Genomic DNA, 24,388 nt, shown 5'->3' on the forward strand with positions numbered 1-24,388 from the left:
AAAATGGACATCGCCCCCGACGCGCCGTCACAGCGGGTATCACGATACGGTGACCGTCGACACACTCTTCGCCCGGGGAGGACGACATGGTGCGCGCCTACATCCTCATCCAGACCGAAGTGGGCAAGGCGGCCGAGGTCGCCCGGCAGATCGCCGACATCCCGGGCGTCGTCCAGGCCGAGGACGTGACCGGGCCGTACGATGTGATCGTCCGCGCCGAGTCCGGCAACGTCGACGACCTGGGCAAGCTGGTGGTGGCCCAGATCCAGGCGGTCGAGGGCATCACCCGCACGCTGACCTGTCCGATCGTGCACATCTGAGGTTCCGACCCGACCGTGCGCCCTCCTGTCCCCCGCGTGCCGCCGCCCGGTGCCCGCATGCCGCTGCCCGGCGTCCGCCGCGCGGTGCGGGCGCGGGGCGCCGCCCTGGCGCTCCTGCCCGCCGCCCTGCTGCTGTCCGGATGCGGCGCCGGGGCCGTCCAGGTGCCCGTGCCCACGCCGGACGCCGCGACGGCCCGGCTGTGCGCGGGGCTGCGGCTGCCGGAGAAGGTGCACGGGCAGCAGCGCCGCGACACCACCCCGGAGTCGCCGCTGACCGCCGCGTGGGGTTCGCCCGCGATCGCGTTGCGCTGCGGCGTGCCGCGTCCGGCCGGGCTGCGGCCGGACTCCCAGCTGATGACCATCAACGGGGTGGACTGGTTCGGCGTCCCCGCCGACCGGCCCGTCACGTTCACCGCCGTGGCCCGCCAGGCGTACGTCGAGGTGACCGTGCCCGCCAAGTACGCGCCGCCGGGCGACGTCCTCATCGAGCTCGGCTCGGCGATCGCCTCCACCATCCCCAAGAAGCCCGAGGGCCAGATCTAGGCGGGCCCACCCCACAGCGGCACCGGGCTCTCGCCGCGGGGGTGGTAGCCGGGAAGGGGTTCGCCGGACGCGGCGCGCTCCAGCCGCCGCATCCCGTCCGACAGCACGTCGGCCTTGATCATCTCTACGGAGACCGCGGTGACGTTGCCGAGGTCGAACCAGTCGCGCTCCAGGACCACCGCCGCCCCCACGCGCTGGGCTCCAGCGATACGCCGTTGGCGCTGGAGAACGTGACGTGGTCGCGGAACGCCGCCGCCACGTCGGCGTGCCGCGACAGCGCCCAGAAGCCGAGTTCGTCGTTGCGGTAGAGCGGCGCCTCATCCCTGAGGCGCGCGTACGTCGGGTAGGGGTCCTCGTGGACGGCGTCGTCGAACGGACTGCAGGTGGAGGCTCCCGCAGGGGCTCCACAGCCGTCACCTCACTCGGGCAGCATCAGCTCCGCTATCTCCGTCAGCCGGTCGGCCATGCGGGCGTAGGAGGTGTGACCCATGCCGGCGTGCACCAGCGCACCGGCGTAGGCGATTTCGAGCGCGCCCAGCACCCGGGGGTCGGCGTCGTCGCCGAGCGCCGTCCGCAGGCGCTCGCGGATCCGCACGCCGATGCGCTGCCGCAGCTCGCGCACGTCGGGGTCGCTTCCGAGCATCGCCGCCGTGCACGCCGCCGCGAGCTCCGGCTCGTCGGACACCAGCAGCGCCACCTCGCGCAGCACCGAGGCCACCCGTTCGCGCGCCGGGCCCGTCCCCCGCTCGACAGGCGGCAGCGCGCTCAGCCGCCGCCAGAACACCTCGGTGATGAGGTGGTTCTTGGACGTGAAGTAGGTGTAGGCGGTGGCCGGCGCCACCCCGGCGCGGCGGGCCACGTTCCGCACGGTCAGCCCGTCGTATCCGTGGTCGCGCAGCTCGGCGACGGCCGCTTCGGTCAGCCGCCGCACGGTGTCGGCCTGCCGCCCGGTGAGCCGCCGCCGGGTGGGCTCGGTCGCCAACTCACTGGACATGTGTCCAGACATTAGTTCAGTAATGTGCGCGTGACAAGACACGGGCGAGGGCCGACCCCGCTGAACCTCCGATGCGGAACGCTAAGGTTGCGGCTGCCGCGCCTCCCGGGCGCTGCGGACGTACTGCAGCCACTGTAGGTTTCTCCCCACGCCTCCGGAAGGCCCTGCGTGTCGAGGAGGTCGAGGGTCAGTTCCCAGATGCGGCCGACGAGCCTGCGGTGCAGGATTACCGCACGGCCGTCGTCCCGCCGACAGGTCATCGCGGACGCCCCGTGTCCAGCAGCTCGGTGCCGATATCGCCGAGCGCTTCGATGCAGGTGGTGAAGGTGCGCGCCCGCGACCGGCCCTCCGTGACGTTCTCGGCGGACGGACCCGTCCAAGCGGCGAGCCGGCCTGCCGCTCTCCCTCACAGCGATCGGCGCGGCATGCGGAGCAGTCGAGAGGTGTTCGGTGCTGAGTGCCGCGACGTTCGGTCGGCTCTGTGGGGCGGGTGGGATTCGAACCCACTCAGCACGAAGCACCTGCTTTACCGGCAGGCCCGACTCTCCCGCGTCGGCGCCACCCCTCGGCGTGCGCCCTCACAATGCCACCGCACGACCACTGCTCCCAAGCGATTTTCGGGGACGCCCCGTCAGCCGCATGCGGCCGCAGAGATGCGACACCAGGACAGCACCGTGCCGCACAGCGCGCCACATACCCCGCCCAACCTTCCGCCCACCGCACGTGAACGGGATGCGTGCCCCAGAACGGCACCATGCCACAGCAGGCGCGTCGTCGGCCCATATTGCGGCCTGGCTGAATCGCGGAGCATGCACCGCGTTGGCGGTGTGCCGTGTGATCGTGTCCACCGCACGTAGGCGAGAAACCGGGAACGTACCCCCGACAGGATTCGAACCTGCACCATTCCTGCATCTCGAACAGGCGCCTCTGCCAATTGGGCAACGGGGGCGTGGTGCGGCTCCCGGGATTCGAACCCGGAACATCCACTTTTTGAGAGTGGCCTCTCTGCCGGTTGGAGTAGAGCCGCACGAAAAGAGAAGGAGTGATCCTTCAGAGAAGGCGTCGCTTGGAAACGCTCCGCTGGAGATCAGATGAGGGACCCGCCGCGGCGAGCGAGCGGTGCCCCGGGCAGTCGTAGTCGTTCGTACTTCGCGGTGACCTTCCCCTCAGTCTTTGTGTCCGGTTCACTGTCGGGCTACCTGCTCGCGGAGCACCGTCATGCGGCGTGCCGCGTGTCCTGTCCGGCCTTTCGCCCAGCGCACGTGGGCGAGGGGCCGGATCGTACCCCCGACAGGATTCGAACCTGCACCGTTCCTGCATCTCGAACAGGCGCCTCTACCAGTTGGGCAACGGGGGCGTGGTGCGGCTCCCGGGATTCGAACCCGGAACATCCACTTCCTGAAAGTGGCCTCTCTGCCAGTTGGAGTAGAGCCGCGCGTAGAAAGAAGGGGCGATCGGTCGGGGAAGGCGTCGCTCGGAACCGCGCGGCCGGGAGATCAGGCGAGGGACCGGCCATGGTCGGCGAGCGACGCCCCGGGCAGTCGCAGTCGCAGTAGTTCGAGCGTCATGGCCGGTCCTCCTCTCCAAAAGTCTCGGTGTCGTTCCCCTGTCGGGCTGACGAAGACCACTGTGCCAGAAAGTCCCCGTGCAAGCAACACTTATTCCGCAACTCCGACGGCGGCCGCATGACTCATTGGTGCGGCACGTGCCCGGTGTTCGCCGAACGGTTCGATATTCAAGGGGGCGCCGGAAGAAGCCGCCGTGCTTCTCAGCAGATCAGCTTGCGCTCCTTCGGCCGGGTCAGTCGGGGATGTGGGGTGCCGTCGCGCATGGGTGAGAAGCGGTGGCGGGCGGCGGTCGTGCCGGCGGTCATGCGGGTGATGTCGGCCTCGAGGAGCACCCGCGCGACGACGGCACGGTGTGCGGTCCGGTGATCTCCGCCCGGCAGCGCGCCCGCGTCGAGAGCTGTCTGGAGCCGGCGGTGCGGGAGGGCGGCAGACCGCGAGAACGACTTCTGGATCGAGCCGACCCTGGTCACCGGCCTGACCAACGACTGCCGCACCGCCCGCGCGGAGATCTTCGGGCCCGTCCTGGTGATCCTGCCGCACGACGGCGACGACGACGCGGTGCGGCCGGCCGACGACTCGCCGCACGAGCTGTCGGGCGCGGTGCACGGCGGCGACGCCGAGCGCGCCGGGCGGTCGCGCGGCGGCTGCGCACCGGGACCGTCAGCGTCAACGGCGGCCGTGTGGTACGCGGCGGACGGCCCGTTCGGCGGCTACAAGCAGTCCGGCATCGGCCGCGAGATTGGCGTGGCCGGGTTCGAGGAGTACCTGGAGACCAAGGCGATCGCCGAAAGCCCGTCCTAGAGGAGGCACAGTGCGGTTCGAGGGGAAGGTCGCGGTCGTCACCGGGGCGGCGGGCGGCGATCTTCCTGCCCCACTGCGTCGGCTGGCCGCTGAGGTCCCGCCTGCACGTGCAGATCGAGAAGCTGATCGCCGAGCGCGAGCGCGGTCAGCGGCCGGCCAGCGGGCTCGGGGCGGGCATCAGCATCGGCCCGTTCACCCGGAACCGCTCCACGCCCCGGCGGGTCAGGTGGACCCGCAGGTCGATCCACCCGGACCGGGCGGCCAGGCGGCAGTCGTCGGCGCCGCGCACCGGGAAGTGCAGGTCGCCCACCGACAGCTTGGCGCCGCGCACGTGCACCGGCAGCAGCACCCGCGACCCGGCCGTCAGCGGCGCGATGCCGCAGCCGCCGATCTGCCGTCCGCGGGCCTCGCTGCTCACCGCCTCGGCCGCGATGCGCCGGTACGCGGCCGTCCCCTCCTCGACGTGCCCGAGCAGCATCTTGGGTGCCCCGGTGTCCAGCCGCCACACGTCCGCGTCCGGTTCGGCGGCCGGTTTCCGGTCCTGCTCGGCGGCGGCCGCGGCCGTGAGCATCGCCGCGTCCGGCGCGCAGCCGATCACGCCGGGGTGCCCGTTGGGCGCGTACACGCCGTCGGAGCGGCCCACGCCGATCACGTCCACCACGATGACGTCACCGGGCTCGGCGCCCACCACCACGACCGGACCGCACAGCACCGGATCGGCGCCGGGCTCGCGCGCCTGGCACTCCATCCGGATCGAGCCGCCCGTGAGCACCTCGGCCACCGCCGGTATCTCCGGGTGCCACCGGTCGTGCCCGGGCACCGCACGGCTCGCGTCCCCACCGCTCCACGGCGACACGGCGAACGCGGGAGCGGCGGCCGCACTGATGGACGGTTCGGAGGCAAGCGGGAGCGACAACGGGATTCCTTCCTCACGGGGACTGGTTACGAAAGAATCCTGCCGACCGACCTGTTTCCGAGTGATTTCAACACCCTTACGACCCGGTTAGCGTTCCCCGGCGGGCACCGGGCCCGGTCACCGCAGGCCGCTGGGGCGGTCGAGGGCGGTCCGGATGAGCCGGTCGACCAGGGCGGGGTAGTCCACGCCGCTGGCGGCCCACATCTGCGGGAACGCCGACGACGGGGTGAAGCCCGGCATCGTGTTGATCTCGTTGAGGATCCAGCGGCCGTCGGGGGTGTAGAAGAAGTCGACGCGGGCCAGGCCCTCGCAGTCGAGGGCGTCGAACGCGGCGACCGCCAGGCGCTGCACCTCGGCGACGGCCCCGGGCGGCAGGTCCGGGGGGATGGCCAGCCGGGTCGTGCCGTCCAGGTACTTGGTCTCGAAGTCGTAGAAGTCGTGGTCGCCGGTCATCAGGATCTCGGCGGGCAGGCTGGCCTCGGCGGGGCCGCCGTCCAGCCCCTGCAGGACGCCGCATTCGATCTCGCGGCCGACGATGGCGGCCTCGACGATGACCTTGGGGTCGTGCTCGCGGGCCGCCTCGACGGCCGCGGTCAGGTCGTCCTCGGACTCCACCTTGGAGATGCCCATGCTGGACCCGGCGCGGGCGGGCTTGACGAACACCGGCAGGCCCAGCTGCTTGATCTCGTCCAGCTTGGCGGTGCGGGCGGTGCGCCACTCCCGGTCGCCGACCATCACGTACCGGCCGACCGGCAGGCCGCGGGCCTGCCAGACCAGCTTCATGAAGCCCTTGTCCATGCCGACCGCGCTGGCCAGCACCCCCGCGCCGACGTAGCGGACGCCCGCCAGGTCGAGCATGCCCTGGATGGTGCCGTCCTCGCCGTACGGGCCGTGCAGCAGCGGCAGGACGACGTCGACCTCGGTGAGGGTGGCGGGCACCCGGCCCGGTTCGACCACCACCAGGCCCTTGGTGGCGGGGTCGAACGGCAGCGCCAGGGCCTTGCCGTCGCCGGAGACCTCGGGGAGCCGCCCGTCCTCGATGGCCAGCTGCTGGTCCTCGGGTGCGAGCACCCAGCGGCCGTCGCGGGCGATGCCGACGGGCACCACCTCGTAGCGGTCGCGGTCGATGGCGGCCATGACTGCCCCTGCGGTGACGCAGGAGATCGCGTGCTCGCTGCTGCGTCCGCCGAAGACCACGGCCACACGGATCTTTGGTGAAGCGTCGGACATGATGTCCGACCCTACAGCGATCAGTGTGTGTCGGCTACGAGCCGGGTGCCGTCGGCGCCGTCCAGTGTGCGGCCGACGGCGTCGAGCGCCTCGGTCACGTCGCGGACCAGGTCCTCGGCGTCCTCCAGGCCCAGGCTGAAGCGGACCGCGCCGGGGTCGATGCCGGCGGCGCGCAGCGCGGCGTCGTCGTGGCAGCGGTGAGTGGTGGAGGCCACATGGGCGACGTGGGTGTGGGTGCCGCCGACGCAGGTCGCCGGGGTCGCCAGCCGCAGGGCGTCGACCAGGGCCAGGCCCGCGCGGCGCCCGCCGGCCGGGGTGACGGTGACCACGGCGCCGTACCGGGTGCCCTCCGGGCCGGCGTCGAACAGGGCGCGGGCCTGCTCGTGCCCGCGGTGGCCGGGCAGCCCCGGGTAGTCGACGGAGCGGACCGCCGGGTGCCGGGCGACGGCGGCGGCGAACAGGTTGGCGGTGTCGCACTGGCGGCGCACCCGCAGCGGCAGGGTCTCCAGGCCGCGGCGCAGCAGGAACGCCTCGTCGGGCGCCAGCGCCGCGCCGGTCTGCACGCGGACCCGGCGGACCTGCTCGACCAGGTCGGGCGCGCCGACGACCGCGCCGCCGGTGGCGTCGCCGTGCCCGCCGATCGCCGCGGTCGCCGAGTGCACCACCAGGTCGGCGCCGTGCTCCAGGGGACGGCACACCACCGGCGTGGCCAGGGTGGCGTCGACGGCCAGCAGCGCCCCCGCGCCGCGGGCCAGCGCGGCCAGGCCCGGCAGGTCGGGGACGGCCAGCCCGGGGTTGCCCGGCACCTCGGCCCAGATCAGCCGGGTGGTGGGCCGGATCGCCTCGCGCACGGCGGCGGTGTCGGCGACGTCGACGAACGAGGCGTCGACGCCGAACCGCGACAGCAGCCCGTCCAGCAGCACGTACAGGTCGCGGTGCGGGCCGGCGGGCGCGACGACGTGGGCGCCCGCGTCGGTGAACGCCAGCAGCACGGCGGTGGCTGCGGCCATGCCGGACGCGAACGCCTCCCCCTCCACCGGCCCGGACGTCCCGTGCCCCTCCAGGGCGGCGAGGCCGGCCGCGAACGCGTCGGCGGTGGGGTTGGCCATCCGGCCGTAGGAGTAGCCGGGCGCGCGGCCGCTGAGCAGGGCCGCATGCTCGGCGGCGCCGGCGAAGGCGAACGCGCCGGCGCGCCAGACCGGCTGCCCCACCGGCGCCTGGCGCGGCAGCGGCGGCGCGGGCAGGTGGACGGCTCGGGTGTTCTCACCGTGTGAACGACTGCTTCCCTTGGTACGCATCGTTCACAGCATGTCACACTCCGTAGCGCTCCGGCTTGGGAGAACGCGAGATCAGTGAGATCGCGGCGTCCTTGATGGGCACCCCGTGGCGCAGCACGTTGACGACCGCCTCGGTGATCGGCATCTCGACGTTGTGCTTGCGGGCCAGCTCCAGCACCGCCTCGGACGACTTGACGCCCTCGGCGGTCTGCTTGGTGACCGCCACCACCTGCTCCAGCGTCATGCCGCGGCCCAGGTTCTCGCCGAACGTGCGGTTGCGCGACAGCGGCGAGCTGCACGTGGCGATCAGGTCGCCCATCCCGGCCAGCCCGGCGAAGGTGTGCTCGTCGGCGCCCAGCGCGGCGCCCAGCCTGGCCGTCTCGGCCAGCCCTCGGGTCATCAGCAGCGCCCGGGTGCTGTCGCCGAAGCCGAGCCCCACCGCCATGCCGACGCACAGCGCCACGATGTTCTTGACCGCGCCGCCCAGCTCGCAGCCGATCACGTCGGTGGTGGTGTAGACGCGGAAGTACGGGGTCATGGTGGCGGCCTGCAGCCGCCGGGCGCGTTCCTCGTCCACGCACGCGGCGACGGCGGCGGCGGGCTGCCCGGCGGCGACCTCGCGGGCCAGGTTGGGCCCGCAGAACACCGCGACCCGCTCGTCCGGCACCCCGGCGACCTCGGCGATCACCTCCGACATCCGGCGGCAGGTGCCGAGCTCCACCCCCTTCATCAGGCTGACCAGCACCGAATCGGGCGGCAGCAGCGGCGTCCAGGCCGCCAGGTTCTCCCGCAGCGACTGGGCGGGGACGGCCAGCGCCACGAAGTCGGCGCCGGCCAGCGCCTCGGCCGGGTCGGTGGTGGCGCGCACCCCCTCGGGCAGGACGATCCCCGGCAGGTAGTCGGGGTTCTCGCGGCGTTCGTTGATCGCCTCGACGACCGCGGGCCGGCGCCCCCACACCGTGACCTCGCCGCCCGCGTCGCGCAGCAGCTTGGCGAACACGGTCCCCCAGGACCCCGCCCCCATCACGGCGGTGCGGACTGTCACGCGGTCTCCGCCTCCTTGCTCTCGCCGGCGTCCGCGGCCCCGTCCGGCCGCACGGCTTCTGCTCGGGTCTCTGCGCGGGCCTCGGAGCGGTCCCCGGGCGCGGCCGCGGCGGCGGCCCGGCGGCGCTCCTCCAGGACCTTGTGGTGGTCGTACAGCTCCTTGGGGGGCTCCTGGCCGCGCAGCTCGCCGAGCAGCCCGGCGATGGTCGTCATGATCTCGTCGGTGGCCTCGCGCAGGGTGCTCTTGGTGAGCGGTTTGCCCTGGTAGCGGGACAGGTCCACCGGCGGCCCGGCGATCACCTTGATCTTCTTGCGGGGGAACGGGTGGAAGCCCTTCTTCAGGGTGCCCGCCAGGCCCCGCTTCTCGACCTTGGGGTACGGCAGCAGCTCGTGGGTGCCCCAGATGGCCACCGGGACGACCGCGGCGCCGGTCTTGAGCGCCATGCGGGCCACGCCGGTCTGGCCGGTCATCGGCCACAGCTCCGGGTCGCGGGTGCAGCTGCCCTCGGGGAAGAAGATCAGGCACTGGCCGGCCTCCAGGGCCTTCTCGGCGTCCTTGAGGGCCAGCGCGGCGTCGGTGCGGTCGCGGTAGACCGGGATCTGCCCGGTGCCGTACAGGACCTTCTTGATGAACTTGACCTCGAACAGCTGGGACTTGGCCAGGAAGACCGGGTAGCGCCCCGACTCGTACACGAAGTGCGACAGCGCCAGCGGGTCCGCCTCGGAGATGTGGTTGGCGGCCAGGATCATGCCGCCCTTGCGGGGCACGTTGCCACGGCCGCGCCAGTCCCGCTTCAGCAGCCCGAACAGCAGCGGGCGCAGCACGACGATGGTGAGCCTCCGCCAGCCCGGCGAATACCCGTACCCCTGACTCATGCCCGTCCCTTTCTCGATGCGCCCACGCGGTGAGCGCGGGGTGTCCTCAGTTTCGCGGTTGCGTGCGCATAGTGTCGAGTTGCCATGTCTACAGCACAGCGCGCAGCGTCTCATCTCCAGTGGTCGCTCGTGGTGCCGGTCAAGGTGCTGGCCCGGGCGAAATCCCGCATGTCCGCGGCGGCGGGCCCGCATCGGCAGGCCCTGGCGCTCGCGGTCGCGGCCGACACGGTCGCGGCCGCGCTGCGCTGCGACCGCGTCCGCGACGTGATCGTCGTCACCGACGACCCGGTGCCCGCCGCCGAGCTGGCCGCGCTGGGCGCCCGCGTGGTGCCGGACGAGCCGGACGCCGGGCTGAACCCCGCCCTGGTGTACGGGGCGCTGCGCGGCCGCGAGCTGTCCCCGGGCAGCGGGGTCGGCGCGCTGTCGGCCGACCTGCCCGCGCTGCGCCCGGACGAGCTGGCCCGGGTCCTGGACGCGGCGGCCGGGGCGCCGACGGCGTTCGTGCCGGACGCCGCCGGGATCGGCACCACCCTGTACACGGCGCGGCCCGGTGTGCCGTTCGCGCCCGCCTTCGGCGGCGACTCGCGTGCCGCGCACCGCGCCCGCGGGGCCCGCGAGCTGCTGGTGCCGGACACCGCGAGCGTCCGCCGCGACGTCGACACCCTGCCGGACCTGCGCGCGGCCCTCGCGCTGGGGTGCGGCCCGCGCACCACGGCCGTGGCCCGCCGCATCACCGCCCTGCAGACTCCCGCCTAGCGGGCCGGGCGGACGCGCCCGGTGACCATCACACGGGCCGCGGGACCGGCTAGGGTGGCCGCCATGCAGGGCACGGTGCGGACGTACGACCCGGAGACGCGTTCGGGCAGCGTGCTGCTCGACGACGGCACCGAGCTTCCCTTCGACAGCGCCGCGTTCGACGCGGGCGGCCTGCGGATGCTGCGGTTCGGCCAGCGGGTGAACCTGGCCGCCGAGGGCGGCCGAATCACGGTTGTGACGCTGTCGACGTTCCCGCTGCCCGGCACCGGTCCCTGACCGTCCGCGCGGGCCGGGGAGGCGCAGGGCGGCGTCTCGGACGCGCACAGGCGGCCCTGGCGGGGCCGGAGCGCGCCTGAAATGCCGCAGCGCCCGGGAGCAGCCGCCTGGGGCGGCGGCCCGGGCGCTGCCACGGGTGATCTGCCGACGACCTACTTCTTGCCGGCCACCAGGTTCTTGAAGTCGGCGCCCGCCTTGAACTTGGGCACGGACGTCGCGGGGACCTGGATGGTCTTGCCGGTTGCGGGGTTGCGAGCCGTACGGGCAGGCCGGTCGGCCTTCTCGAACGAACCGAACCCGGTGATCGCGACCTTGTCGCCCTTGGCGACGGCGTCCTGGATCGTCTCCAGGATCGCGTCGACCGCCTCGGCTGCGGCCTTCTTACTGCCCAGCCGCTCTGAGATGGCGTCGACCAGCTCACGCTTGTTCATGGGTTACTCCTCTAGTTCCCCCCTTGCCCGAACGAAACTAAGGCAGCCTCCGCAGCGAGACAATCACCTGCACGCAAGAATCCTTGTGTCGCTGGCGTTTTTGTCGGCATCGCCCCCGTCTCACCCGGGAGCCGGACCTGTCCGGCCACTCCGCACGTTAGCGGGCGTCGGTCGTGCCGGAAAAGTCGGCCAGGAAGGCGTCCAGCCTGCGGGAGGCCAGTTCGGTGTCCCGCTTGGCCAGGTCGGTGATCGCCAGCAGGTGCCGGATGAGGCGCCGGCGGGTGTCCCGGGGCAGCGGCGCCACCAGGCGGTGGGCGTCGCGCAGCCGCCGGGCGAGCCGGGTGAGCGCGGGGTCGTCCCACTCGGGGCCGCTCCACGGCGGCGGGACCTCCGGCTGCTCGCCCGGCTGGGGTCGGGCTTGGGTCAAGGAGAGCCCCCCAACGATACGAGCGTGTGTCTGGGCACACTGTCGATTGTCGCCGGTGGGCGTGCGTGCTCGCGCACCCGGGGGCGGTCCGGCCCGTGTCAGGCCGGACCGCCCCCCTGAAAGACCGTTCAGACGGTGGTGGGCAGCCAGCCGGGACGGCGCTGCTCGTAAGCGGCGATGTCGTCGGCGTGGCGGAGGGTCAGGCCGATGTCGTCCAGGCCCTCCATCAGGCGCCAGCGCGTGTAGTCGTCGATCTCGAAGGGGACGACCAGGTCGCCGGCGCGCACCTCGCGGGCGCCGAGGTCCACGGTGATCTCCGCGGCGGGCTCCTGCTCGGCGCGGGTCTGCAGCTTCTCGACGACGTCGCCGGGCAGCACGACCGGCAGCAGCCCCATCTTGGTGGAGTTGTTGCGGAAGATGTCCCCGAACCGGGGGGCGATCACGACGCGGAACCCGTACTGCTGCAGCGCCCAGACGGCGTGCTCGCGGGACGAGCCGGTGCCGAAGTCCGGCCCGGCGATCAGGATGCTGGCGCCCTGGTACTCGGGCCGGTTCAGCACGAAGTCGGGGTCCTCGCGCCAGGCCGAGAACAGGCCCTTGTCGAACCCGGTGCGGCTGACCTGCTTGAGCCAGACGGCCGGGATGATCTGGTCGGTGTCGACGTTGCTGCGGCGCAGCGGCACCGCGCGTCCGGTGTGGGTGGTGAAGGCTTCCATGGTGCAGAACGTCCTTACAGGTCGGCGGGGGCGGTCAGGCGTCCGGTGACGGCGGTGGCGGCGGCGACGGCGGGCGACACCAGGTGGGTGCGGCCGCCGGGCCCCTGCCGGCCCTCGAAGTTGCGGTTGGACGTGGAGGCGCTGCGCTCGCCCGGGGTGAGCTTGTCGGGGTTCATCGCCAGGCACATCGAGCAGCCCGCCTCCCGCCATTCGGCGCCGGCGGCGGAGATCACCTCGTGCAGGCCCTCCTCCTCGGCCTGCTGCTTGACCTTCATCGAGCCGGGGACGACCAGCATGCGCACCCCGTCGGCGACCTTGCGGCCCTTGAGGACGCTCGCGACGGCGCGCAGGTCCTCGATGCGGCCGTTGGTGCAGGAGCCGACGAACACGGTGTCCACGGCGATCTCGCGCAGCGGAGTGCCCGGGGTCAGGTCCATGTACTGCAGCGCCCGCTCGGCGGCGGCGCGCTCGACCGGGTCGTCGAAGGAAGCCGGGTCGGGCACCGACTCGCTGAGCGGCAGGCCCTGCCCGGGGTTGGTGCCCCAGGTGACGAAGGGGGTCAGCTCGGACGCGTCGATCACGACCTCCCTGTCGAAGGTCGCGTCGTCGTCGGTGCGCAGGGACGTCCAGTACTCGACGGCGCGGTCCCAGTCCTCGCCCTGGGGGACGTGCGGGCGGCCCTTGAGGTAGGCGAACGTGGTCTCGTCCGGCGCGATCATGCCGGCGCGGGCGCCCGCCTCGATGGACATGTTGCAGACCGTCATGCGGCCCTCCATCGACAGCGACCGGATCGCCTCGCCGCGGTACTCGATGATGTGGCCCTGGCCGCCGCCGGTGCCGATCCGGGCGATGATCGCCAGGATGAGGTCCTTGGCGGTGACGCCCTCGGGCAGCGTGCCGTTCACCGTGACGGCCATCGTCTTGGGCTTGACCTGCGGCAGCGTCTGGGTGGCCAGGACGTGCTCGACCTCGCTGGTGCCGATGCCGAACGCCAGGGCGCCGAACGCGCCGTGCGTGGAGGTGTGCGAGTCGCCGCACACGACCGTCATGCCGGGCTGGGTCAGGCCGAGCTGCGGGCCGATGACGTGCACGATGCCCTGCCCGTCGTCGCCCATCGGATGCAGCCGGATGCCGAACTCCGCGCAGTTCTTGCGCAGCGTCTCCACCTGCGTGCGCGACACCGGGTCGGCGATCGGCCGCAGCAGGTCGGTGGTGGGGACGTTGTGGTCCTCGGTGGCGATCGTCAGCTCGGGGCGGCGGACGGTGCGGCCGGCCATGCGCAGCCCGTCGAACGCCTGCGGGCTGGTCACCTCGTGCACCAGGTGGAGGTCGATGTAGAGCAGGTCCGGTTCACCCTCGGCACGCCGTACGACGTGCGCGTCGTACACCTTCTCGGCCAATGTACGGCCCATCGCTCACCTCACCTGAGTTTCCGTTCGCGCCGGGCGCGCGGGTCGCGCCGGGCTCGCCGTCCGACTTGCATCTCACATAACGAGACGGCAATATCAAGTCATGGACAACTCTAGCGGAGTCGGCGTACTTGACAAAGCGGTTCTGGTGCTGAACGCCCTGGAGGCGGGTCCCGCCTCGCTGGCGCAGCTCGTCCAGACCACCGGGTTGGCGCGGCCGACCGCCCACCGGCTCGCCGTCGCGCTGGAGCACCATCGCTTCGTCCACCGCGACACCCAGGGCAGGTTCATCCTGGGGCCGCGGCTGGCCGAGCTGGCGGTTGCCGCGGGCGAGGACCGGCTGCTGGCGATCGCCCAGCCGATCCTGGCCCAGCTGCGGGACCTGACCGGCGAGAGCGCCTCGCTGTTCCGCCGCCAGGGCGACGTGCGGGTGTGCGTGGCCGCCGCCGAGCGCAGCAGCGGGCTGCGCGACACGATTCCGGTGGGCGCCGCGCTGCCGATGACCGCCGGGTCCGCCGCGCAGGTGCTGCTGGCCTGGGAGGAGCCCGACCGGCTGCACCGGGGCCTGCGCGGCGCCAAGTTCGAGGCCACCACCCTGGCCCAGGTGCGGCGCCGCGGCTGGGCGCAGAGCGTCGGCGAGCGCGAGCAGGGCGTCGGCTCGGTGTCGGCGCCGATCCGGGGCGCGGGCGGCCGGGTGATCGCCGCGGTGTCGGTGTCCGGCCCGCTGGAGCGCCTGACCCGCTCCCCCGGCCGCCTGCACGCCGGCCCGGTGATGGCCGCCGCCGAGAAGATCTCCGAGGCGATGCGCCGGACCGCCTCCTGAGTTGTCGGCCGGGGCTCTCGGCCGGCCCCGGCTATGCCGTCGGCCGGGCGGGCAGCGGCCGGTAGATGGGGATGCCCGCCTTCTCCAGCTCGTCGCGCAACGCGAAGTAGGCGTCGCCGAACGGGTCCTCGCCGATGAGCGGCATGAGGCCGCGGCGGATCGCCACATCGTGCGGGGCCAGTGCGGCGGCCTCGGCCACGTGCCGCCGCGCCGCCTCGCCCCGGCCCCCGCGGGCCAGCCAGACCGCCAGCCGGGCGTGCGCGCGGGCCCGCTGCTCGTCGGCCGTCGGGACGCGCAGGTGCTCGCGGACCTGCGCCTCGTCCAGCCCGGCGTCGCCGTCGAGCGCCCAGCGGCGCAGCGCCGCGTAGGACTCCTTAGAGTCCAGGCCGTTCATGGAGCGGAACAGGTCGGTCGCGGTCTGGGTGTCCTGCGGACGGGCGATGCGGCCGCGCTCGTCGATCCACACCACCGTGGGCACGTTGATCACGTTGTAGAGCTCGGCGACGACGCCCTCGGTGTCGACCAGGGCGGGATGGGTGGCCTTCGCCTCCTCGATCCACGGCCGCGCGTCGTCGGCCGACCGGTCGCACGCCACGCTGACGACCGTGAAGCCGTGGTCGCGCAGCGCCGCATGCCGCTCCTCCCAGGCGGACAGGTCGTAGCGGCACCCGCACCAGGAGGCCCAGAACACCAGCGCCACCTTGCGTCCGCGGAAGTCGGCGAGGCGGACGCCGTCCAATGCGAAGTCGGGCGCCTCGGCGGCGGTGAGGCGCGGAGCGGCTGCGGCCAGGGCCACGACGCGCTCGGCGGCGTCGACGACGGCGACATGCCCGGTCAGCTCGGCGAACGCGGCCACGTCCACGCCGTCGGACGTCTCGGCCGCGGCGGCGCGGGCGGCGGGCAGGCAGGCGTCGTCGCGGCACCAGCCGTGCGGCTTGCGCTCCCAGCCGAGCAGCGGCCGGTCCAGCGGGGCCAGGAGCCGCCCGCCGGGACCGGGCCGGGCCTCGATCCGCTCGATGCGGTCGCCGTCGACGACGGTGAACATCCGGGCCTCCTCCCCTATTGGATAGTGACGGTATCCAAGTATTGGATAGCTCTAGTATCCAGTCAAGGGGGGTGTGCGGGGTGAAGATCTCCGAGCTCAGCGACCGCAGCGGGCTGACCATCCAGACGATCAAGTACTACATCCGCGAGGGCCTGCTGCCGAAGGGCACGGCGACCGGCGCCACCCGGGCCGAGTACGACGAGCGGCACCTGGAGCGGCTGCGGCTGGTGCGGGCGCTGCGCGAGGTCGGCGACCTGCCGGTGGCCGCCATCCGGCGGATCGTGGCGGCGGTCGACGACGCGGACGTCGGCATGCACCGGCTGTTCGGCATCACCCAGTACGCCATCGGCCCGCACGTGGACGCGCCCGACCGGGACCCGGCCGCGCCCGAGGACCTGGCGGCCCAGTGGCGGGCCGCGCGCCGGGACGTCGATGCGCTGATCCGCGAGCTCGGCTGGCGGGTGACCGACCGCGCCCCCGCCCGCGACCTGCTCGCCCAGACCTTCGTCGCGCTGCGCCGCCTCGGCTTCCCCGTCACGCCGGACGACCTGCTGCCGTACACGCGCGCCGCCGCGGCCGTGGCCGAGCACGAGATCGGCACGGTCGCCGCCGACGCCCCGCGCAGCCGGGCGGTGCACGCCATGCTGGTGTCCACGGTCCTGTACGAGCAGGTGCTCACCGCCCTGCACCGGCTGGCCCAGGAGGACGCCTCGGCCCGCCGCTTCGGCGCCGACGACCCCGGCGAAACGAATTAGATAAAACGCCCTTTTTCGGTCGGATTCCCCAATCACATCGGTTCGGCGGAAAAAACGGTCTCCGCATACGATGAACCGGCAATGCCGACCACACCGGGTGATGTTCCGATGACCGCCGTGGACCCCGAGCGCGGGCGGTGGACCGACCGGCTGCTCGCCGAGGGCGACGACCCCGACCCGCGGTTCACCCTCGCCAACGAGCGCACGTTCCTGGCCTGGATCCGCACCGCCCTGGCGGTGATCGCCGCCGGGATCGGGCTGGCCCTCAGCCGCGACCTGCTGGCCGGTCCGGTGCGCGACGCGCTGGCCGTCGGCTTCGCCGCCGCCGGCGCCCTGATCGCCGTTCTGGCCTTCCGCCGCTGGCTGCGCACCGAACGCGCGCTGCGCCGCGCCGAGACGCTGCCGCCGCCCGCACTGGCCCCGGTCATGTCGTACGGCCTGGCGGCCGCCGCCGTCGTCCTGCTGGTCGCCCTGCTGGCCGCCTGAGCGGGGGCAGACGGTGAGCCGCCTGTGGGACCCGGGGGCCCAGCCCGAGCGCACCGCCCTCGCCTGGTCGCGCACCACGCTCTCCCTGCTGGCGGCGGGGCTGCTGTGCGTGCGGCTCGCGCCGTCGGCCGCAGGCGCCGTGCTCGCCGCCGCGGCCGTCTGCGGCGCCGCCGCCCTGCAACTGCGCCGCGCCCGCCGCACCCACCGCCGCCGCGGCCGGCGCCTGCCCGCCGGAGCCCCGGTCGCCGACCCCGCCTCCGTCCTCCTCGCCACCGCCGTCACCGCGCTGCTCGGCGTCATCGGCGTCCTCTTCGCCGTCGCCTGAAGATCCGGTTGGTAGCCTCGCTGCCGTGCAGGACCGTGCGTTCATCAGTCTGACCACCGACTTCGGCGCCGCCTACACGGCCATCTGCGCCGGTGTGGTCTATTCGATCGCCCCGTCGGCGAACGTGCTCGTCCTCAGCGACGAAGTGACGCCCTACGCGGTGACCGAGGGCGCCATGCTGCTCCGCCAGGCCCTCCCCTACCTGCCGACCGGCGTGCACGTCGGCATCGTCGACCCGGGGGTCGGCACCCGGCGCCGCCCCGTGGCGGTCGTCACCGGACGCGGCGACGTGCTGATCGGCCCCGACAACGGGCTCCTGCCCCCGGCCGCCGAAGCGCTGGGCGGCGCGATCGACGCGTACGAGCTGGCCCACCCCGCCTACCGGCTGCCGGAGGTGTCCACCAGCTTCCACGGCCGCGACATCTTCTCCCCCGCCGCCGCCCACGTGGCCAACGGCCTGCCCCCGTCCGCGCTCGGCCCGCGCGTCCCACCGGGCGAGCTGTGCCCGCTGCGGGTGCCGCCGGTCACCAGGGACGGCGACGCGGTGACCACGTCCGCCCTCTACATCGACCGCTTCGGCAGCCTCATCCTGGCTGCCGGACGGGACGACCTTCCCGCCACTTACGCCTACGGCACGCCCCTTGAGGTCGCCTGGACCGACCGGGACGGCACGCCCCGCACCGTCCGCGCCGCCTTCGCCGAGACCTTCGGCAGCGTGGCCGAGGGGGAGCCCCTGGTCTGGGTCGACTCGTCCGGCCGGCTCGGCCTGGCCGTCAACCAGGGCTCGGCCGCCGCCCGCTTCGGCCTCGCCTCCGACACCGTGCTCACCATCCGCCCCGCCCCCGAGGAGTGACCATGGAACTGGACGTCGTCGCCTGGCTGCACGCCGTCGACGGCCGCCTGCTCGCCGTCCGGTCCCGCGGCCGCGACCTGCTCTACCTGCCGGGCGGCAAGCGCGAACCCGGCGAGGACGACTGGGCGGCCCTCTCCCGGGAGGTCCGCGAGGAACTGGCCGTCCAGCTGGACGAGGGCTCTTTCCGCGAGGTCGGCGTCGTCCGGGCCCCCGCCCACGACCAGCCCGCCTTCACCCAGGTCCGCATGGCCTGCTTCACGGCCGCCTACCAGGGCGACATCCTCCCCGCGGGCGAGGTCGACGAGTACCGCTACGTGGCCCCCGCCGACCGCGACCTGCTGGCCCCCGCCGCCCAGGCTGCGCTGGACATGGCCGCCGCCCACGGCCTGCTGTCCTGACCCCTGGACGAATTGGTCGTTCGGCGCCAGATTTCTTGTGCGTCGGCGCCGGCTTCCCCGTTTCCGGCTGTGGGTGCCCTCCGCGCTCCCTATGATCACGAACTCACCCATCGGGGAAAGGCGAACACGATGAGACGTGGATGGCTGCGCGGCTCCGTCGGCCTCATGACGGCGATCGCGCTGGCGGGCTGCTCGGCCGGAGCGGAGGCGGTCGAGGTGCGGAAGGCCGCGCAGGCGGGGAAGGAGACGGCCAGCCCGCTCGCCGAGCGGCTGCGGGCGACCATCGACCGGCTGCGGTTCGAGGAGGTCCTGGACACGGCGCCGCCCGGCACGGCCCAGGCCGGCGCGCTGCGGACGGCCGTCGACAAGGAGGCGACGCAGTCGCCGCGGCAGCGCGCCCGCCTGTACGCGGCGGCGGCCGACCCCAAGCCGATCGTCCAGCAGCCGCAGATGGACGCGACCATCATCGAACTGGACCGGAAGGGACGCCCCGTCTCATCCGGCACCGTGTTGATGAGCCCGCTCTACAAGGACGGCGTCGTGGTCCCCGTCGACCGCAACCTGTCCACCACGAGCGTGCGCTGGCGGCAGTGGGACGACGCGGGCTGGTACGCCAACAAGGGGCAGGGCTCCATCGACGTGGTCGCGGGCAGGGAGAACGCCCCGCTGGACCACATGCTCAACTACCCCGCCTCGGTGCTGAAGCTCATGGTGAACTTCGGCGTCCTGCGGCTGGTGGACCAGGGCGAGATCAGCCTGGACGACACCTTCGACTACCGGCCCACCTCCGACAGCTCGGTGTCCCTGTGCGGCACCGCCACCTCCAAGACGGTGCGGCAGTACATGGACGAGTCGCTCACCTGGTCGTCGAACGCCGCGTCCTGCGCGCTGGTCAAGCTGCTGCACGAGCACAACGCGATCGACCCGCTGAACCAGACCTTCCAGGACCTCGGCCTGCAGACGCTCCAGCTCAAGGGCACCAACCCGGAGACCGGCGGCCGGTGGTCCAACTCCGTCACGATGAGCTCGCTGGACACGGCCAAGCTGCTGACCCTGGTCAACGGCGCCCCCGGCCGCGTCTGGACCGCACCGAACGGCAAGCCGGTCACCAGCGACGGCGTGCTGAGCGCCTCGTCGCGCGCGTTCTTCATGTCCAAGCTCAGGCAGCAGGGCTTCAACGACATGCTGTCGACCAGCAACTGGTGCGGGGGCACCTATCCGGCGCCCGGCATCCCCAGCACCGTCGCCTCCCGCTGGATCGGCGCGGACGGCACCGTCACCGTCGCGGGCAACAAGTTCGGCCGGGACGTGCGGCCCTGCAACGCCAAGGCCCAGGTCTCCTTCGCCCACAAGACCGGCTGGGTGAACAACACCGCCGCCGACGCCGGCATCGTCCGTGCCCTGCCGGGCAAGGGAGACCGCCACTACATCATCGTGGTGTTCTCCAACCTGGGCACGCAGTACATCGACGCCGACCGCCCCGACACGCCCGCCGGCATCTACCCGTTCAGCTACACCGAGAAGTTCGCCCAACTGGGCCGCGCCATGGACGCCTACATGAGCCGGCGCGCCGAGCGGAACTGAAAGGCATCGCAGGCGATCCGGCGGCACGGTGGGACGGCGTCCGTTCGGGCGCGGACGCCGTCCCGCCCGCCGCTCTCCCCTTCAGCGCGGCGGGTCCGGTCGTCACCCACGCCGACTCCGGCGCATCCGGGTCCTGCAGTGACCAATGCGCCTCGTCGTCCCGCTCACGCCTCAACACCTCTAACGGCCAGTCCGGCTCCCGGCGCAGATAGGCGGCCCCACCGCCCGCATAAACGGAGGCGAAGCCGCCTGACGTCGCCTGCCCAAGCGCGTACCGTGGGCAGCAGGTAACGGAACAACCCCGAGGGTGCGTCATGTTTGATGACCTGCAAGGGAAGAAAACCGGCGAACGCATCCAGATCATCCGGGAACGCAAGGGCATGTCCCGGCTGATCGTCGCCGGACTCGTCGGCCGATCACCTCAATGGCTGAAAGACATCGAAAAAAGCCGACGCCTCCCGCCGCGCCTGCCGATGCTTCTGCGCCTGGCCGACGTTCTCGGCGTCGGTGACCTCGCCGTCCTCATCGGCACCGACATGGATCTGCACACCGCCGTGTCGCTGCCCGTGTCATCCCTCCGGCGCATCCCGCATGAGGCGGTACCAGCGATCCGCGAGGCCATCCACAGCCAGACCTTCACGCCTCCCGACCCCGTCGACGTCAAGGCAGTCCGCCAGCGCACCGCCGACGCGTGGCGGCTGTGGCACGCCTCCCCCACCCAGCGCACCGATGTCGGCCGCATCCTGCCCGCGCTGATCACCGATGCGCGCGCCGCGACCCGCACAGTGGACGGCCCCGCTCGGCGCACCGCATACGCGGTCCTGGCCGAGGTCTACGCACTGTGCGAGCAGATGCTGGCCTGGACGTCCGAGCCTGACCTGCTGATGGTGGCGGCCGACCGCGGCGCGACCTCGGCTCAGGAGGCCGACCAACCCGAGACGCTCGCCGGGGCCGCATGGGTTCTCGGTAACGTGCACCGCGCCAAAGGCGACTACGACACGGCCCTCAGGCTGGTGATGGACGCCGCGGCCGTCCTCCAGCCGCGGCTGGAAGACGGGCCCGACAGCCTCAGGGGGATGTGGGGGGCGCTGCAGCTGCACGCGGCGATCACGTGCGCCCGCGCCGGCCGGGACGGCGACGCCTGGCACCACTGGGAACTCGCGAATGGCGCAGCCGAGCGTCTCGGCACCTACCTGCATCCCTGGACGCAGTTCGGCGCGGCCAACGTGGCCGTGCACGCGGTGTCCATCGGTGCCGACCTGTCGAAGTCGGCTGCGGCGCGGGAACGTGCCGAGACGATCGCCCCGGAGACCATTCCGAGCCTGGAACGGCGATCACGTCTGTTGATCGAGACGGCGCGCTCTTATCATCTGAAGCGCGACTATTCGGGCACCCTGGACTGGCTCCGGCACGCGCACAAAGTGTCGCGCGAAGCCGTGCATTACTCACCATTGGCACGGCAGATGGCCGCCGACGTGGTTGACCACGGCGGTCCGCTGATCGAGCGAAAGGCGAAGGGGTTCGCGCAGGTTCTGGGCCTGCCGGTGTGATCAGAGGGCGCATTGTGCACCCCCTCATCGAGGTAGCCGATTGCGCCCACTTGAAAAGGGGTGCACCGCGCGCCTTTTGAACCGGTCGGCACTCTCTACTGTCCCGTCGTAACTCTGTGTCACACGACACAGAGATAGGACGACCCCGGGCCGCTGTGTGGGCAGCGGGGAACCCCGGGGCCTCGCCGGACGTAGGAGGTCCGACTGATGTACGAGTATGACCCATTGTCCGCGCTCGGCACGTCGCTGGGGGCGGACGGCCTGACGGTCGCCCGCACGGCGGACGGTCTGCAGGTCACCAACGAGGACGTGCCCGGTGCCACGGACACGATCACGTGCAGGCCACGCCCGGAGGACGGCGGCCGCTTGTGGTTCTGGACGGGGCGCGGCGAGCCGCTCGCCGAGGCCGACCACCTGCGGGACGCGATCCTGTACGTGCGGGTGCACCTGCGCCGGTGCGCCGACGAGGGGTCCGGGCGGTGATGGCGCCCGCGGGGCCGGTGCAGTGGGACACCGTTGCCGTCACCGCCCATCTGCAGCGGCGGTACCGCGTGCCGGTGTGGTGGGACGACCGCGCCGCCGTGTGGATGGCGATGGTGCTGCGGCCGACCGGCCACCCGGCCGGTGACGAAGCGGTCGCCGCGGCCACGCCCGCCGAACTGGAGCGGCGCCTGGCCGCCGCCGGAGTGCGGCCCGTCCCCCTGCCGCGGCAGCCACCCGAGCCCAAGTCCGCACGGCGCTCGGCACCGCCCCGGCAGGCCCCGTCCCGACGGGTGCTGCGCCCGATGCACGGAAGGCACGCAGCGCCCCGGCCGCCCTGGTGGCGACGCCTCGTCGGCGCCTTCATCCAGCTCGACGACGAGTGGTGACACGCGTCGCCGACTGCCCGGGCAAGCACCCGCGCGAGCCGCTGGCGGGCACCATCCCTCACCGACCTCGACCCCTGCCGCGTGCTGGACATCTCCTGCTGGCAGTGCGGCCAGGTGTCGTACGCGCCGGTGTCCTACAGGGCCTAAGCCCCCGCGCCCCCGCAGGCTGACAGCACGAGACAGAGCTACGATCCGCCCGCCGACCGACGAGTCGGCGGGCAGTCAGTCGTCGAGGGTGAACGGCCGGACGCGGATCCCCTTGGACGCCCAGGGCTCTGGCGTATCCCCCTGAGACAACCGCTCCAGCCAGCGGATCTGGTCGACCAGATATGCGTGTGACGACGACCCCTCGGTGAAAGTGATGATCGGTCCCTCGGTGCCGCGCTTGCCGTGCCCGTACAGCATCACACGGCACACGTCATCGATCTCCTCGATCGCGAACGAGCAGGGGAAGTTGAACAGGGAGATCCGGAACCGGTCGTAGCGGGCCGCGACCGCCCCCAAGGGGCGCAGCACCTCACGGACGTACCGGTCCGGGTCCTCCATCGCCGCCTCGGCAGGCTCGATGCGGTACCGATCACGCCGCGACTCGCAGTACGGGTCCATGATGAACAGCTGAATGGGAAGCCCGGCCGCCGCCTTCTTTTCGAACACCGGCAGCATCTGCTCACTGCCGTAAAAATTCCTGGTCAGCCCGAACATGTTGACGCGCTCGCGCGCGTTCGTGATGCGGCTGATCAGATCCTGCTCGGATTCCTCCGTGGTGTGCGGGTAGGCGTCGATGATGCCTGAGCGCTGCAGGTGCCCGACCTCGCCGGGCGTGTGGTCGGTGCCGTAGCCGAGCCTGTCCGGGCGAGTTCGGTACAGGCGGCACAGGTAGTCGATCCGCTCGTCGCTGGGGCGGCGCTCGGCGTGCTCCCACCGGCACAGGGTGGCCGCGTCGATGCCCGGTGGCGCGAGGCCGTCCCGCTCGTACAGCATGTCGAGCCGGGCCGACACCTCGGCGCGGGACCAGCCGTGGGCGATGCGCCACGCCTCCAGCGGGAACAGGTCAGGCAGCGCACGCAGCATCCGGTCAATGATCTCCTCGGTGGCCAGACCGCGGCGAATCCCGTTGAGACGGATGGCCGTCGCATCACGCTCGATCTTGCGACGACGAACTGCAGGGATGCGTTGCGTCATGAGCGCATTGTGACTCGTTGCCGCGCGACGGCAAGGAAGATGCGCGAGGCTCTTTTCCGTGCGACGGCAATCTGTGAGCTGTGACGCAGACCACCCCCACGCTAGAGAGCGCCACGGCCCAGGCGCGCCGAAGCGCGCCGCAGGAGCCGCCCGTGGTCCCAGAGGGGGACACCCAGCGGCCGACACGCCCCACCCCCGCATGCCGGCCGACACCGCACAGCGTCCGGACAAGTCGTTGCGCGGGCTGATCGTCCGGGGCGTCGGCCCGGACCTGCCCTACACCCGGACCCGCGCGGCACCGGGCGGGCCGTGATGCGCTGCCCGCTCCCGCACGGCCGCGGCCTGGCAAGAGCGCCCCAGCCGAGCCACATGAAACCTGACCTGCGACGTCGGCACCCCTTCATGACCCCGGGCGCCCCCGCCCTCCATGTGGAGGGAGGGCACCGCAGCGGGGTCTTCGTCCTCGCTGCGGTGCACCCGCGTGGGCGGGTAACGGGGTCAGGTGCTCGCTGCCTCGGCGCATGCGTCGCAGCAGCAGCCGTCGCGGGTGCACCAGCAGCGTCCCCCGCAGCCCCTGTTGTAGTGCTTGCTCCACGGCGGCTGGTAGCAACCGCATGTCGCGAAGGTGAGGGTGCCGGTCAGGCACGGGATGGGGAACGGCGGACGCCGGCGCGGGCCCTTGCCGCTGGACATCCCGCCGCCTCCAGGCGGGAAGTAACCGCCGCCGCCGTGTCCGCCGTGGGGCGGTGGGGGCGGGTAGCCGCCCTGCGGCGGATAAGGACCTTGCGGCGGATACGGGCCCTGCGAGCCGTACCCGCCCGGCGGATAGGCGTTGAAGACGCGGTCGATCGAGCGGCGGACCTCCCGGTCGAGCAGGGCGCGCGCCAGACGGCGGTCTTCCATCCGCACGTCGGCCAGTGCCAGCCGCAGCCCG

The 24,388-nt window shown here is 72.6% G+C and carries 29 protein-coding genes, 5 tRNA genes and 1 pseudogene; 15 read left to right on the top strand and 20 right to left on the bottom strand.

The genetic code is table 11. The features are described 5' to 3' along the window. The first annotated feature begins 86 nt into the window (after window positions 1-86). Together QSK22_RS07640 and QSK22_RS07645 are read left to right on the top strand one after the other, a co-directional pair. Window positions 87-320, top strand: a complete 234-nt coding sequence (locus QSK22_RS07640; protein WP_285493286.1) for an Lrp/AsnC family transcriptional regulator — start codon at window positions 87-89, stop codon at window positions 318-320. A gap of 36 nt (window positions 321-356) precedes the next feature. After that, window positions 357-863, top strand: coding sequence for a DUF3515 domain-containing protein (locus tag QSK22_RS07645; protein ID WP_285493287.1), 507 nt, complete (start codon window positions 357-359; stop codon window positions 861-863). On the opposite strand, the gene QSK22_RS07650 is transcribed toward QSK22_RS07645, so the two are convergent. The 8 genes from QSK22_RS07650 to QSK22_RS07685 all read right to left on the bottom strand — a co-directional run bounded on the left by QSK22_RS07650 (window position 860) and on the right by QSK22_RS07685 (window position 3,895). Next, complete coding sequence (locus QSK22_RS07650) at window positions 860-1,054, bottom strand: hypothetical protein (protein ID WP_285493288.1); 195 nt, start codon at window positions 1,052-1,054, stop codon at window positions 860-862. The genes QSK22_RS07645 and QSK22_RS07650 overlap by 4 nt on opposite strands. Window positions 1,055-1,281: 227 nt before the next feature. After that, on the bottom strand, window positions 1,282-1,857 hold the full coding sequence (locus QSK22_RS07655; RefSeq protein WP_285493289.1) for a TetR/AcrR family transcriptional regulator: 576 nt from the start codon (window positions 1,855-1,857) through the stop codon (window positions 1,282-1,284). A 482-nt stretch (window positions 1,858-2,339) separates the two neighbouring features. Further along, window positions 2,340-2,422: transfer RNA gene (locus tag QSK22_RS07660), tRNA-Tyr, on the bottom strand. 309 nt (window positions 2,423-2,731) lie between these two features. After that, window positions 2,732-2,806, bottom strand: a tRNA-Leu gene (locus QSK22_RS07665). Between the two features lies 1 nt (window position 2,807). Further along, window positions 2,808-2,884, bottom strand: a tRNA-Leu gene (locus tag QSK22_RS07670). Between the two features lie 255 nt (window positions 2,885-3,139). Next, a tRNA-Leu gene (locus tag QSK22_RS07675) sits at window positions 3,140-3,214 on the bottom strand. Between the two features lies 1 nt (window position 3,215). After that, a tRNA-Leu gene (locus QSK22_RS07680) sits at window positions 3,216-3,292 on the bottom strand. Between the two features lie 333 nt (window positions 3,293-3,625). Continuing rightward, entirely contained in the window at window positions 3,626-3,895 is a 270-nt protein-coding gene (locus QSK22_RS07685) for a hypothetical protein (RefSeq protein WP_285493290.1), read from the bottom strand. A gap of 4 nt (window positions 3,896-3,899) precedes the next feature. Here QSK22_RS07685 and QSK22_RS07690 point away from each other — a divergent pair, with 4 nt between their 5' ends. After that, window positions 3,900-4,226 (top strand): aldehyde dehydrogenase family protein, encoded by a 327-nt coding sequence (locus QSK22_RS07690; RefSeq protein WP_285493333.1) that lies wholly within the window; start codon window positions 3,900-3,902, stop codon window positions 4,224-4,226. 145 nt (window positions 4,227-4,371) lie between these two features. Here the strand turns inward: QSK22_RS07690 and QSK22_RS07695 are convergent, their stop codons facing one another. The 5 genes from QSK22_RS07695 to QSK22_RS07715 form a co-directional block, all read right to left on the bottom strand. Continuing rightward, a complete protein-coding gene (locus QSK22_RS07695) occupies window positions 4,372-5,142 on the bottom strand; it encodes an acetamidase/formamidase family protein (RefSeq protein WP_285493291.1) in 771 nt (256 codons plus the stop codon). Window positions 5,143-5,259: 117 nt separating this feature from the next. Continuing rightward, window positions 5,260-6,372, bottom strand: coding sequence for a D-alanine--D-alanine ligase family protein (locus QSK22_RS07700; protein WP_285493292.1), 1,113 nt, complete (start codon window positions 6,370-6,372; stop codon window positions 5,260-5,262). Window positions 6,373-6,392: 20 nt separating this feature from the next. Then, window positions 6,393-7,670, bottom strand: coding sequence for a trans-sulfuration enzyme family protein (locus QSK22_RS07705; RefSeq protein ID WP_285493293.1), 1,278 nt, complete (start codon window positions 7,668-7,670; stop codon window positions 6,393-6,395). A gap of 13 nt (window positions 7,671-7,683) precedes the next feature. Continuing rightward, the gene (locus tag QSK22_RS07710; protein ID WP_285493334.1) at window positions 7,684-8,673 is read right to left on the bottom strand and encodes an NAD(P)H-dependent glycerol-3-phosphate dehydrogenase; all 990 of its coding nucleotides are present in this window, start codon (window positions 8,671-8,673) and stop codon (window positions 7,684-7,686) included. A gap of 17 nt (window positions 8,674-8,690) precedes the next feature. Continuing rightward, complete coding sequence (locus tag QSK22_RS07715) at window positions 8,691-9,569, bottom strand: lysophospholipid acyltransferase family protein (RefSeq protein ID WP_285493294.1); 879 nt, start codon at window positions 9,567-9,569, stop codon at window positions 8,691-8,693. 84 nt (window positions 9,570-9,653) lie between these two features. Between QSK22_RS07715 and cofC the strand changes: the two genes are divergently transcribed. Next, window positions 9,654-10,325 carry a 2-phospho-L-lactate guanylyltransferase gene (cofC, locus tag QSK22_RS07720; protein WP_285493295.1) on the top strand — a complete coding sequence of 224 codons (672 nt, stop codon included), beginning with the start codon at window positions 9,654-9,656 and terminating at the stop codon, window positions 10,323-10,325. A 63-nt stretch (window positions 10,326-10,388) separates the two neighbouring features. After that, window positions 10,389-10,601 (top strand): hypothetical protein, encoded by a 213-nt coding sequence (locus tag QSK22_RS07725; protein ID WP_285493296.1) that lies wholly within the window; start codon window positions 10,389-10,391, stop codon window positions 10,599-10,601. A 152-nt stretch (window positions 10,602-10,753) separates the two neighbouring features. Here QSK22_RS07725 and QSK22_RS07730 read toward each other — a convergent pair whose 3' ends face one another. The 4 genes from QSK22_RS07730 to leuC form a co-directional block, all read right to left on the bottom strand. Beyond that, window positions 10,754-11,032 carry an HU family DNA-binding protein gene (locus QSK22_RS07730; protein ID WP_067916442.1) on the bottom strand — a complete coding sequence of 93 codons (279 nt, stop codon included), beginning with the start codon at window positions 11,030-11,032 and terminating at the stop codon, window positions 10,754-10,756. Between the two features lie 157 nt (window positions 11,033-11,189). After that, window positions 11,190-11,459 (bottom strand): SCO5555 family protein, encoded by a 270-nt coding sequence (locus QSK22_RS07735; protein WP_285493297.1) that lies wholly within the window; start codon window positions 11,457-11,459, stop codon window positions 11,190-11,192. A 128-nt stretch (window positions 11,460-11,587) separates the two neighbouring features. Beyond that, window positions 11,588-12,175, bottom strand: coding sequence for a 3-isopropylmalate dehydratase small subunit (gene leuD, locus QSK22_RS07740; protein ID WP_285493298.1), 588 nt, complete (start codon window positions 12,173-12,175; stop codon window positions 11,588-11,590). A gap of 14 nt (window positions 12,176-12,189) precedes the next feature. Then, a complete protein-coding gene (gene leuC / locus QSK22_RS07745; protein WP_285493299.1) occupies window positions 12,190-13,587 on the bottom strand; it encodes a 3-isopropylmalate dehydratase large subunit in 1,398 nt (465 codons plus the stop codon). A 100-nt stretch (window positions 13,588-13,687) separates the two neighbouring features. Between leuC and QSK22_RS07750 the strand changes: the two genes are divergently transcribed. Then, the gene (locus QSK22_RS07750; protein WP_285493300.1) at window positions 13,688-14,407 is read left to right on the top strand and encodes an IclR family transcriptional regulator; all 720 of its coding nucleotides are present in this window, start codon (window positions 13,688-13,690) and stop codon (window positions 14,405-14,407) included. 31 nt (window positions 14,408-14,438) lie between these two features. On the opposite strand, the gene QSK22_RS07755 is transcribed toward QSK22_RS07750, so the two are convergent. Then, window positions 14,439-15,452, bottom strand: coding sequence for a TlpA disulfide reductase family protein (locus tag QSK22_RS07755; protein ID WP_285493301.1), 1,014 nt, complete (start codon window positions 15,450-15,452; stop codon window positions 14,439-14,441). Window positions 15,453-15,532: 80 nt separating this feature from the next. On the opposite strand from QSK22_RS07755, the gene QSK22_RS07760 reads away from it, so the two are divergent. From QSK22_RS07760 to QSK22_RS07800, 9 genes are all read left to right on the top strand, one after another. Beyond that, window positions 15,533-16,207, top strand: coding sequence for a MerR family transcriptional regulator (locus QSK22_RS07760; protein ID WP_285493302.1), 675 nt, complete (start codon window positions 15,533-15,535; stop codon window positions 16,205-16,207). A 108-nt stretch (window positions 16,208-16,315) separates the two neighbouring features. Beyond that, window positions 16,316-16,693, top strand: a complete 378-nt coding sequence (locus QSK22_RS07765; RefSeq protein WP_285493303.1) for a YidH family protein — start codon at window positions 16,316-16,318, stop codon at window positions 16,691-16,693. Window positions 16,694-16,706: 13 nt separating this feature from the next. Next, window positions 16,707-17,018, top strand: coding sequence for a DUF202 domain-containing protein (locus QSK22_RS07770; RefSeq protein WP_285493304.1), 312 nt, complete (start codon window positions 16,707-16,709; stop codon window positions 17,016-17,018). 25 nt (window positions 17,019-17,043) lie between these two features. Then, window positions 17,044-17,871, top strand: coding sequence for an SAM hydrolase/SAM-dependent halogenase family protein (locus tag QSK22_RS07775; RefSeq protein ID WP_285493305.1), 828 nt, complete (start codon window positions 17,044-17,046; stop codon window positions 17,869-17,871). 2 nt (window positions 17,872-17,873) lie between these two features. Then, window positions 17,874-18,269 (top strand): NUDIX hydrolase, encoded by a 396-nt coding sequence (locus QSK22_RS07780; protein WP_285493306.1) that lies wholly within the window; start codon window positions 17,874-17,876, stop codon window positions 18,267-18,269. A gap of 129 nt (window positions 18,270-18,398) precedes the next feature. Beyond that, the gene (locus QSK22_RS07785) at window positions 18,399-19,853 is read left to right on the top strand and encodes a serine hydrolase (protein ID WP_285493307.1); all 1,455 of its coding nucleotides are present in this window, start codon (window positions 18,399-18,401) and stop codon (window positions 19,851-19,853) included. Window positions 19,854-20,167: 314 nt separating this feature from the next. Continuing rightward, window positions 20,168-21,403 carry a helix-turn-helix domain-containing protein gene (locus tag QSK22_RS07790; RefSeq protein ID WP_285493308.1) on the top strand — a complete coding sequence of 412 codons (1,236 nt, stop codon included), beginning with the start codon at window positions 20,168-20,170 and terminating at the stop codon, window positions 21,401-21,403. 207 nt (window positions 21,404-21,610) lie between these two features. Continuing rightward, window positions 21,611-21,886, top strand: coding sequence for a hypothetical protein (locus QSK22_RS07795; RefSeq protein WP_285493309.1), 276 nt, complete (start codon window positions 21,611-21,613; stop codon window positions 21,884-21,886). After that, on the top strand, window positions 21,883-22,272 hold the full coding sequence (locus QSK22_RS07800) for a hypothetical protein (RefSeq protein ID WP_285493310.1): 390 nt from the start codon (window positions 21,883-21,885) through the stop codon (window positions 22,270-22,272). Before QSK22_RS07795 ends, QSK22_RS07800 begins: the two co-directional genes overlap by 4 nt. A gap of 222 nt (window positions 22,273-22,494) precedes the next feature. Here QSK22_RS07800 and QSK22_RS07805 read toward each other — a convergent pair whose 3' ends face one another. Together QSK22_RS07805 and QSK22_RS07810 are read right to left on the bottom strand one after the other, a co-directional pair. Continuing rightward, the gene (locus tag QSK22_RS07805) at window positions 22,495-23,454 is read right to left on the bottom strand and encodes a helix-turn-helix domain-containing protein (protein ID WP_285493311.1); all 960 of its coding nucleotides are present in this window, start codon (window positions 23,452-23,454) and stop codon (window positions 22,495-22,497) included. Window positions 23,455-23,952: 498 nt separating this feature from the next. After that, window positions 23,953-24,388, bottom strand: a pseudogene (locus QSK22_RS07810) (DUF5685 family protein); the annotation flags it as partial.

Source organism: Actinomadura sp. NBRC 104425 (assembly GCF_030269545.1).
Lineage (GTDB): Bacteria > Actinomycetota > Actinomycetes > Streptosporangiales > Streptosporangiaceae > Spirillospora > Spirillospora keratinilytica.

Coding starts and splice junctions, on each gene's coding strand:
- QSK22_RS07640 (WP_285493286.1), top strand. CDS start 87: ATGGTGCGCGCCTACATCCTCATCCAGACCGAAGTGGGCAAGGCGGCC.
- QSK22_RS07655 (WP_285493289.1), bottom strand. CDS start 1,857: ATGTCCAGTGAGTTGGCGACCGAGCCCACCCGGCGGCGGCTCACCGGG.
- QSK22_RS07700 (WP_285493292.1), bottom strand. CDS start 6,372: ATGTCCGACGCTTCACCAAAGATCCGTGTGGCCGTGGTCTTCGGCGGA.
- QSK22_RS07705 (WP_285493293.1), bottom strand. CDS start 7,670: ATGCGTACCAAGGGAAGCAGTCGTTCACACGGTGAGAACACCCGAGCC.
- QSK22_RS07710 (WP_285493334.1), bottom strand. CDS start 8,673: ATGGGGGCGGGGTCCTGGGGGACCGTGTTCGCCAAGCTGCTGCGCGAC.
- QSK22_RS07715 (WP_285493294.1), bottom strand. CDS start 9,569: ATGAGTCAGGGGTACGGGTATTCGCCGGGCTGGCGGAGGCTCACCATC.
- cofC (WP_285493295.1), top strand. CDS start 9,654: ATGTCTACAGCACAGCGCGCAGCGTCTCATCTCCAGTGGTCGCTCGTG.
- QSK22_RS07725 (WP_285493296.1), top strand. CDS start 10,389: ATGCAGGGCACGGTGCGGACGTACGACCCGGAGACGCGTTCGGGCAGC.
- QSK22_RS07730 (WP_067916442.1), bottom strand. CDS start 11,032: ATGAACAAGCGTGAGCTGGTCGACGCCATCTCAGAGCGGCTGGGCAGT.
- leuD (WP_285493298.1), bottom strand. CDS start 12,175: ATGGAAGCCTTCACCACCCACACCGGACGCGCGGTGCCGCTGCGCCGC.
- leuC (WP_285493299.1), bottom strand. CDS start 13,587: ATGGGCCGTACATTGGCCGAGAAGGTGTACGACGCGCACGTCGTACGG.
- QSK22_RS07750 (WP_285493300.1), top strand. CDS start 13,688: ATGGACAACTCTAGCGGAGTCGGCGTACTTGACAAAGCGGTTCTGGTG.
- QSK22_RS07755 (WP_285493301.1), bottom strand. CDS start 15,452: ATGTTCACCGTCGTCGACGGCGACCGCATCGAGCGGATCGAGGCCCGG.
- QSK22_RS07765 (WP_285493303.1), top strand. CDS start 16,316: ATGACCGCCGTGGACCCCGAGCGCGGGCGGTGGACCGACCGGCTGCTC.
- QSK22_RS07780 (WP_285493306.1), top strand. CDS start 17,874: ATGGAACTGGACGTCGTCGCCTGGCTGCACGCCGTCGACGGCCGCCTG.
- QSK22_RS07785 (WP_285493307.1), top strand. CDS start 18,399: ATGAGACGTGGATGGCTGCGCGGCTCCGTCGGCCTCATGACGGCGATC.
- QSK22_RS07790 (WP_285493308.1), top strand. CDS start 20,168: ATGTTTGATGACCTGCAAGGGAAGAAAACCGGCGAACGCATCCAGATC.
- QSK22_RS07795 (WP_285493309.1), top strand. CDS start 21,611: ATGTACGAGTATGACCCATTGTCCGCGCTCGGCACGTCGCTGGGGGCG.
- QSK22_RS07805 (WP_285493311.1), bottom strand. CDS start 23,454: ATGACGCAACGCATCCCTGCAGTTCGTCGTCGCAAGATCGAGCGTGAT.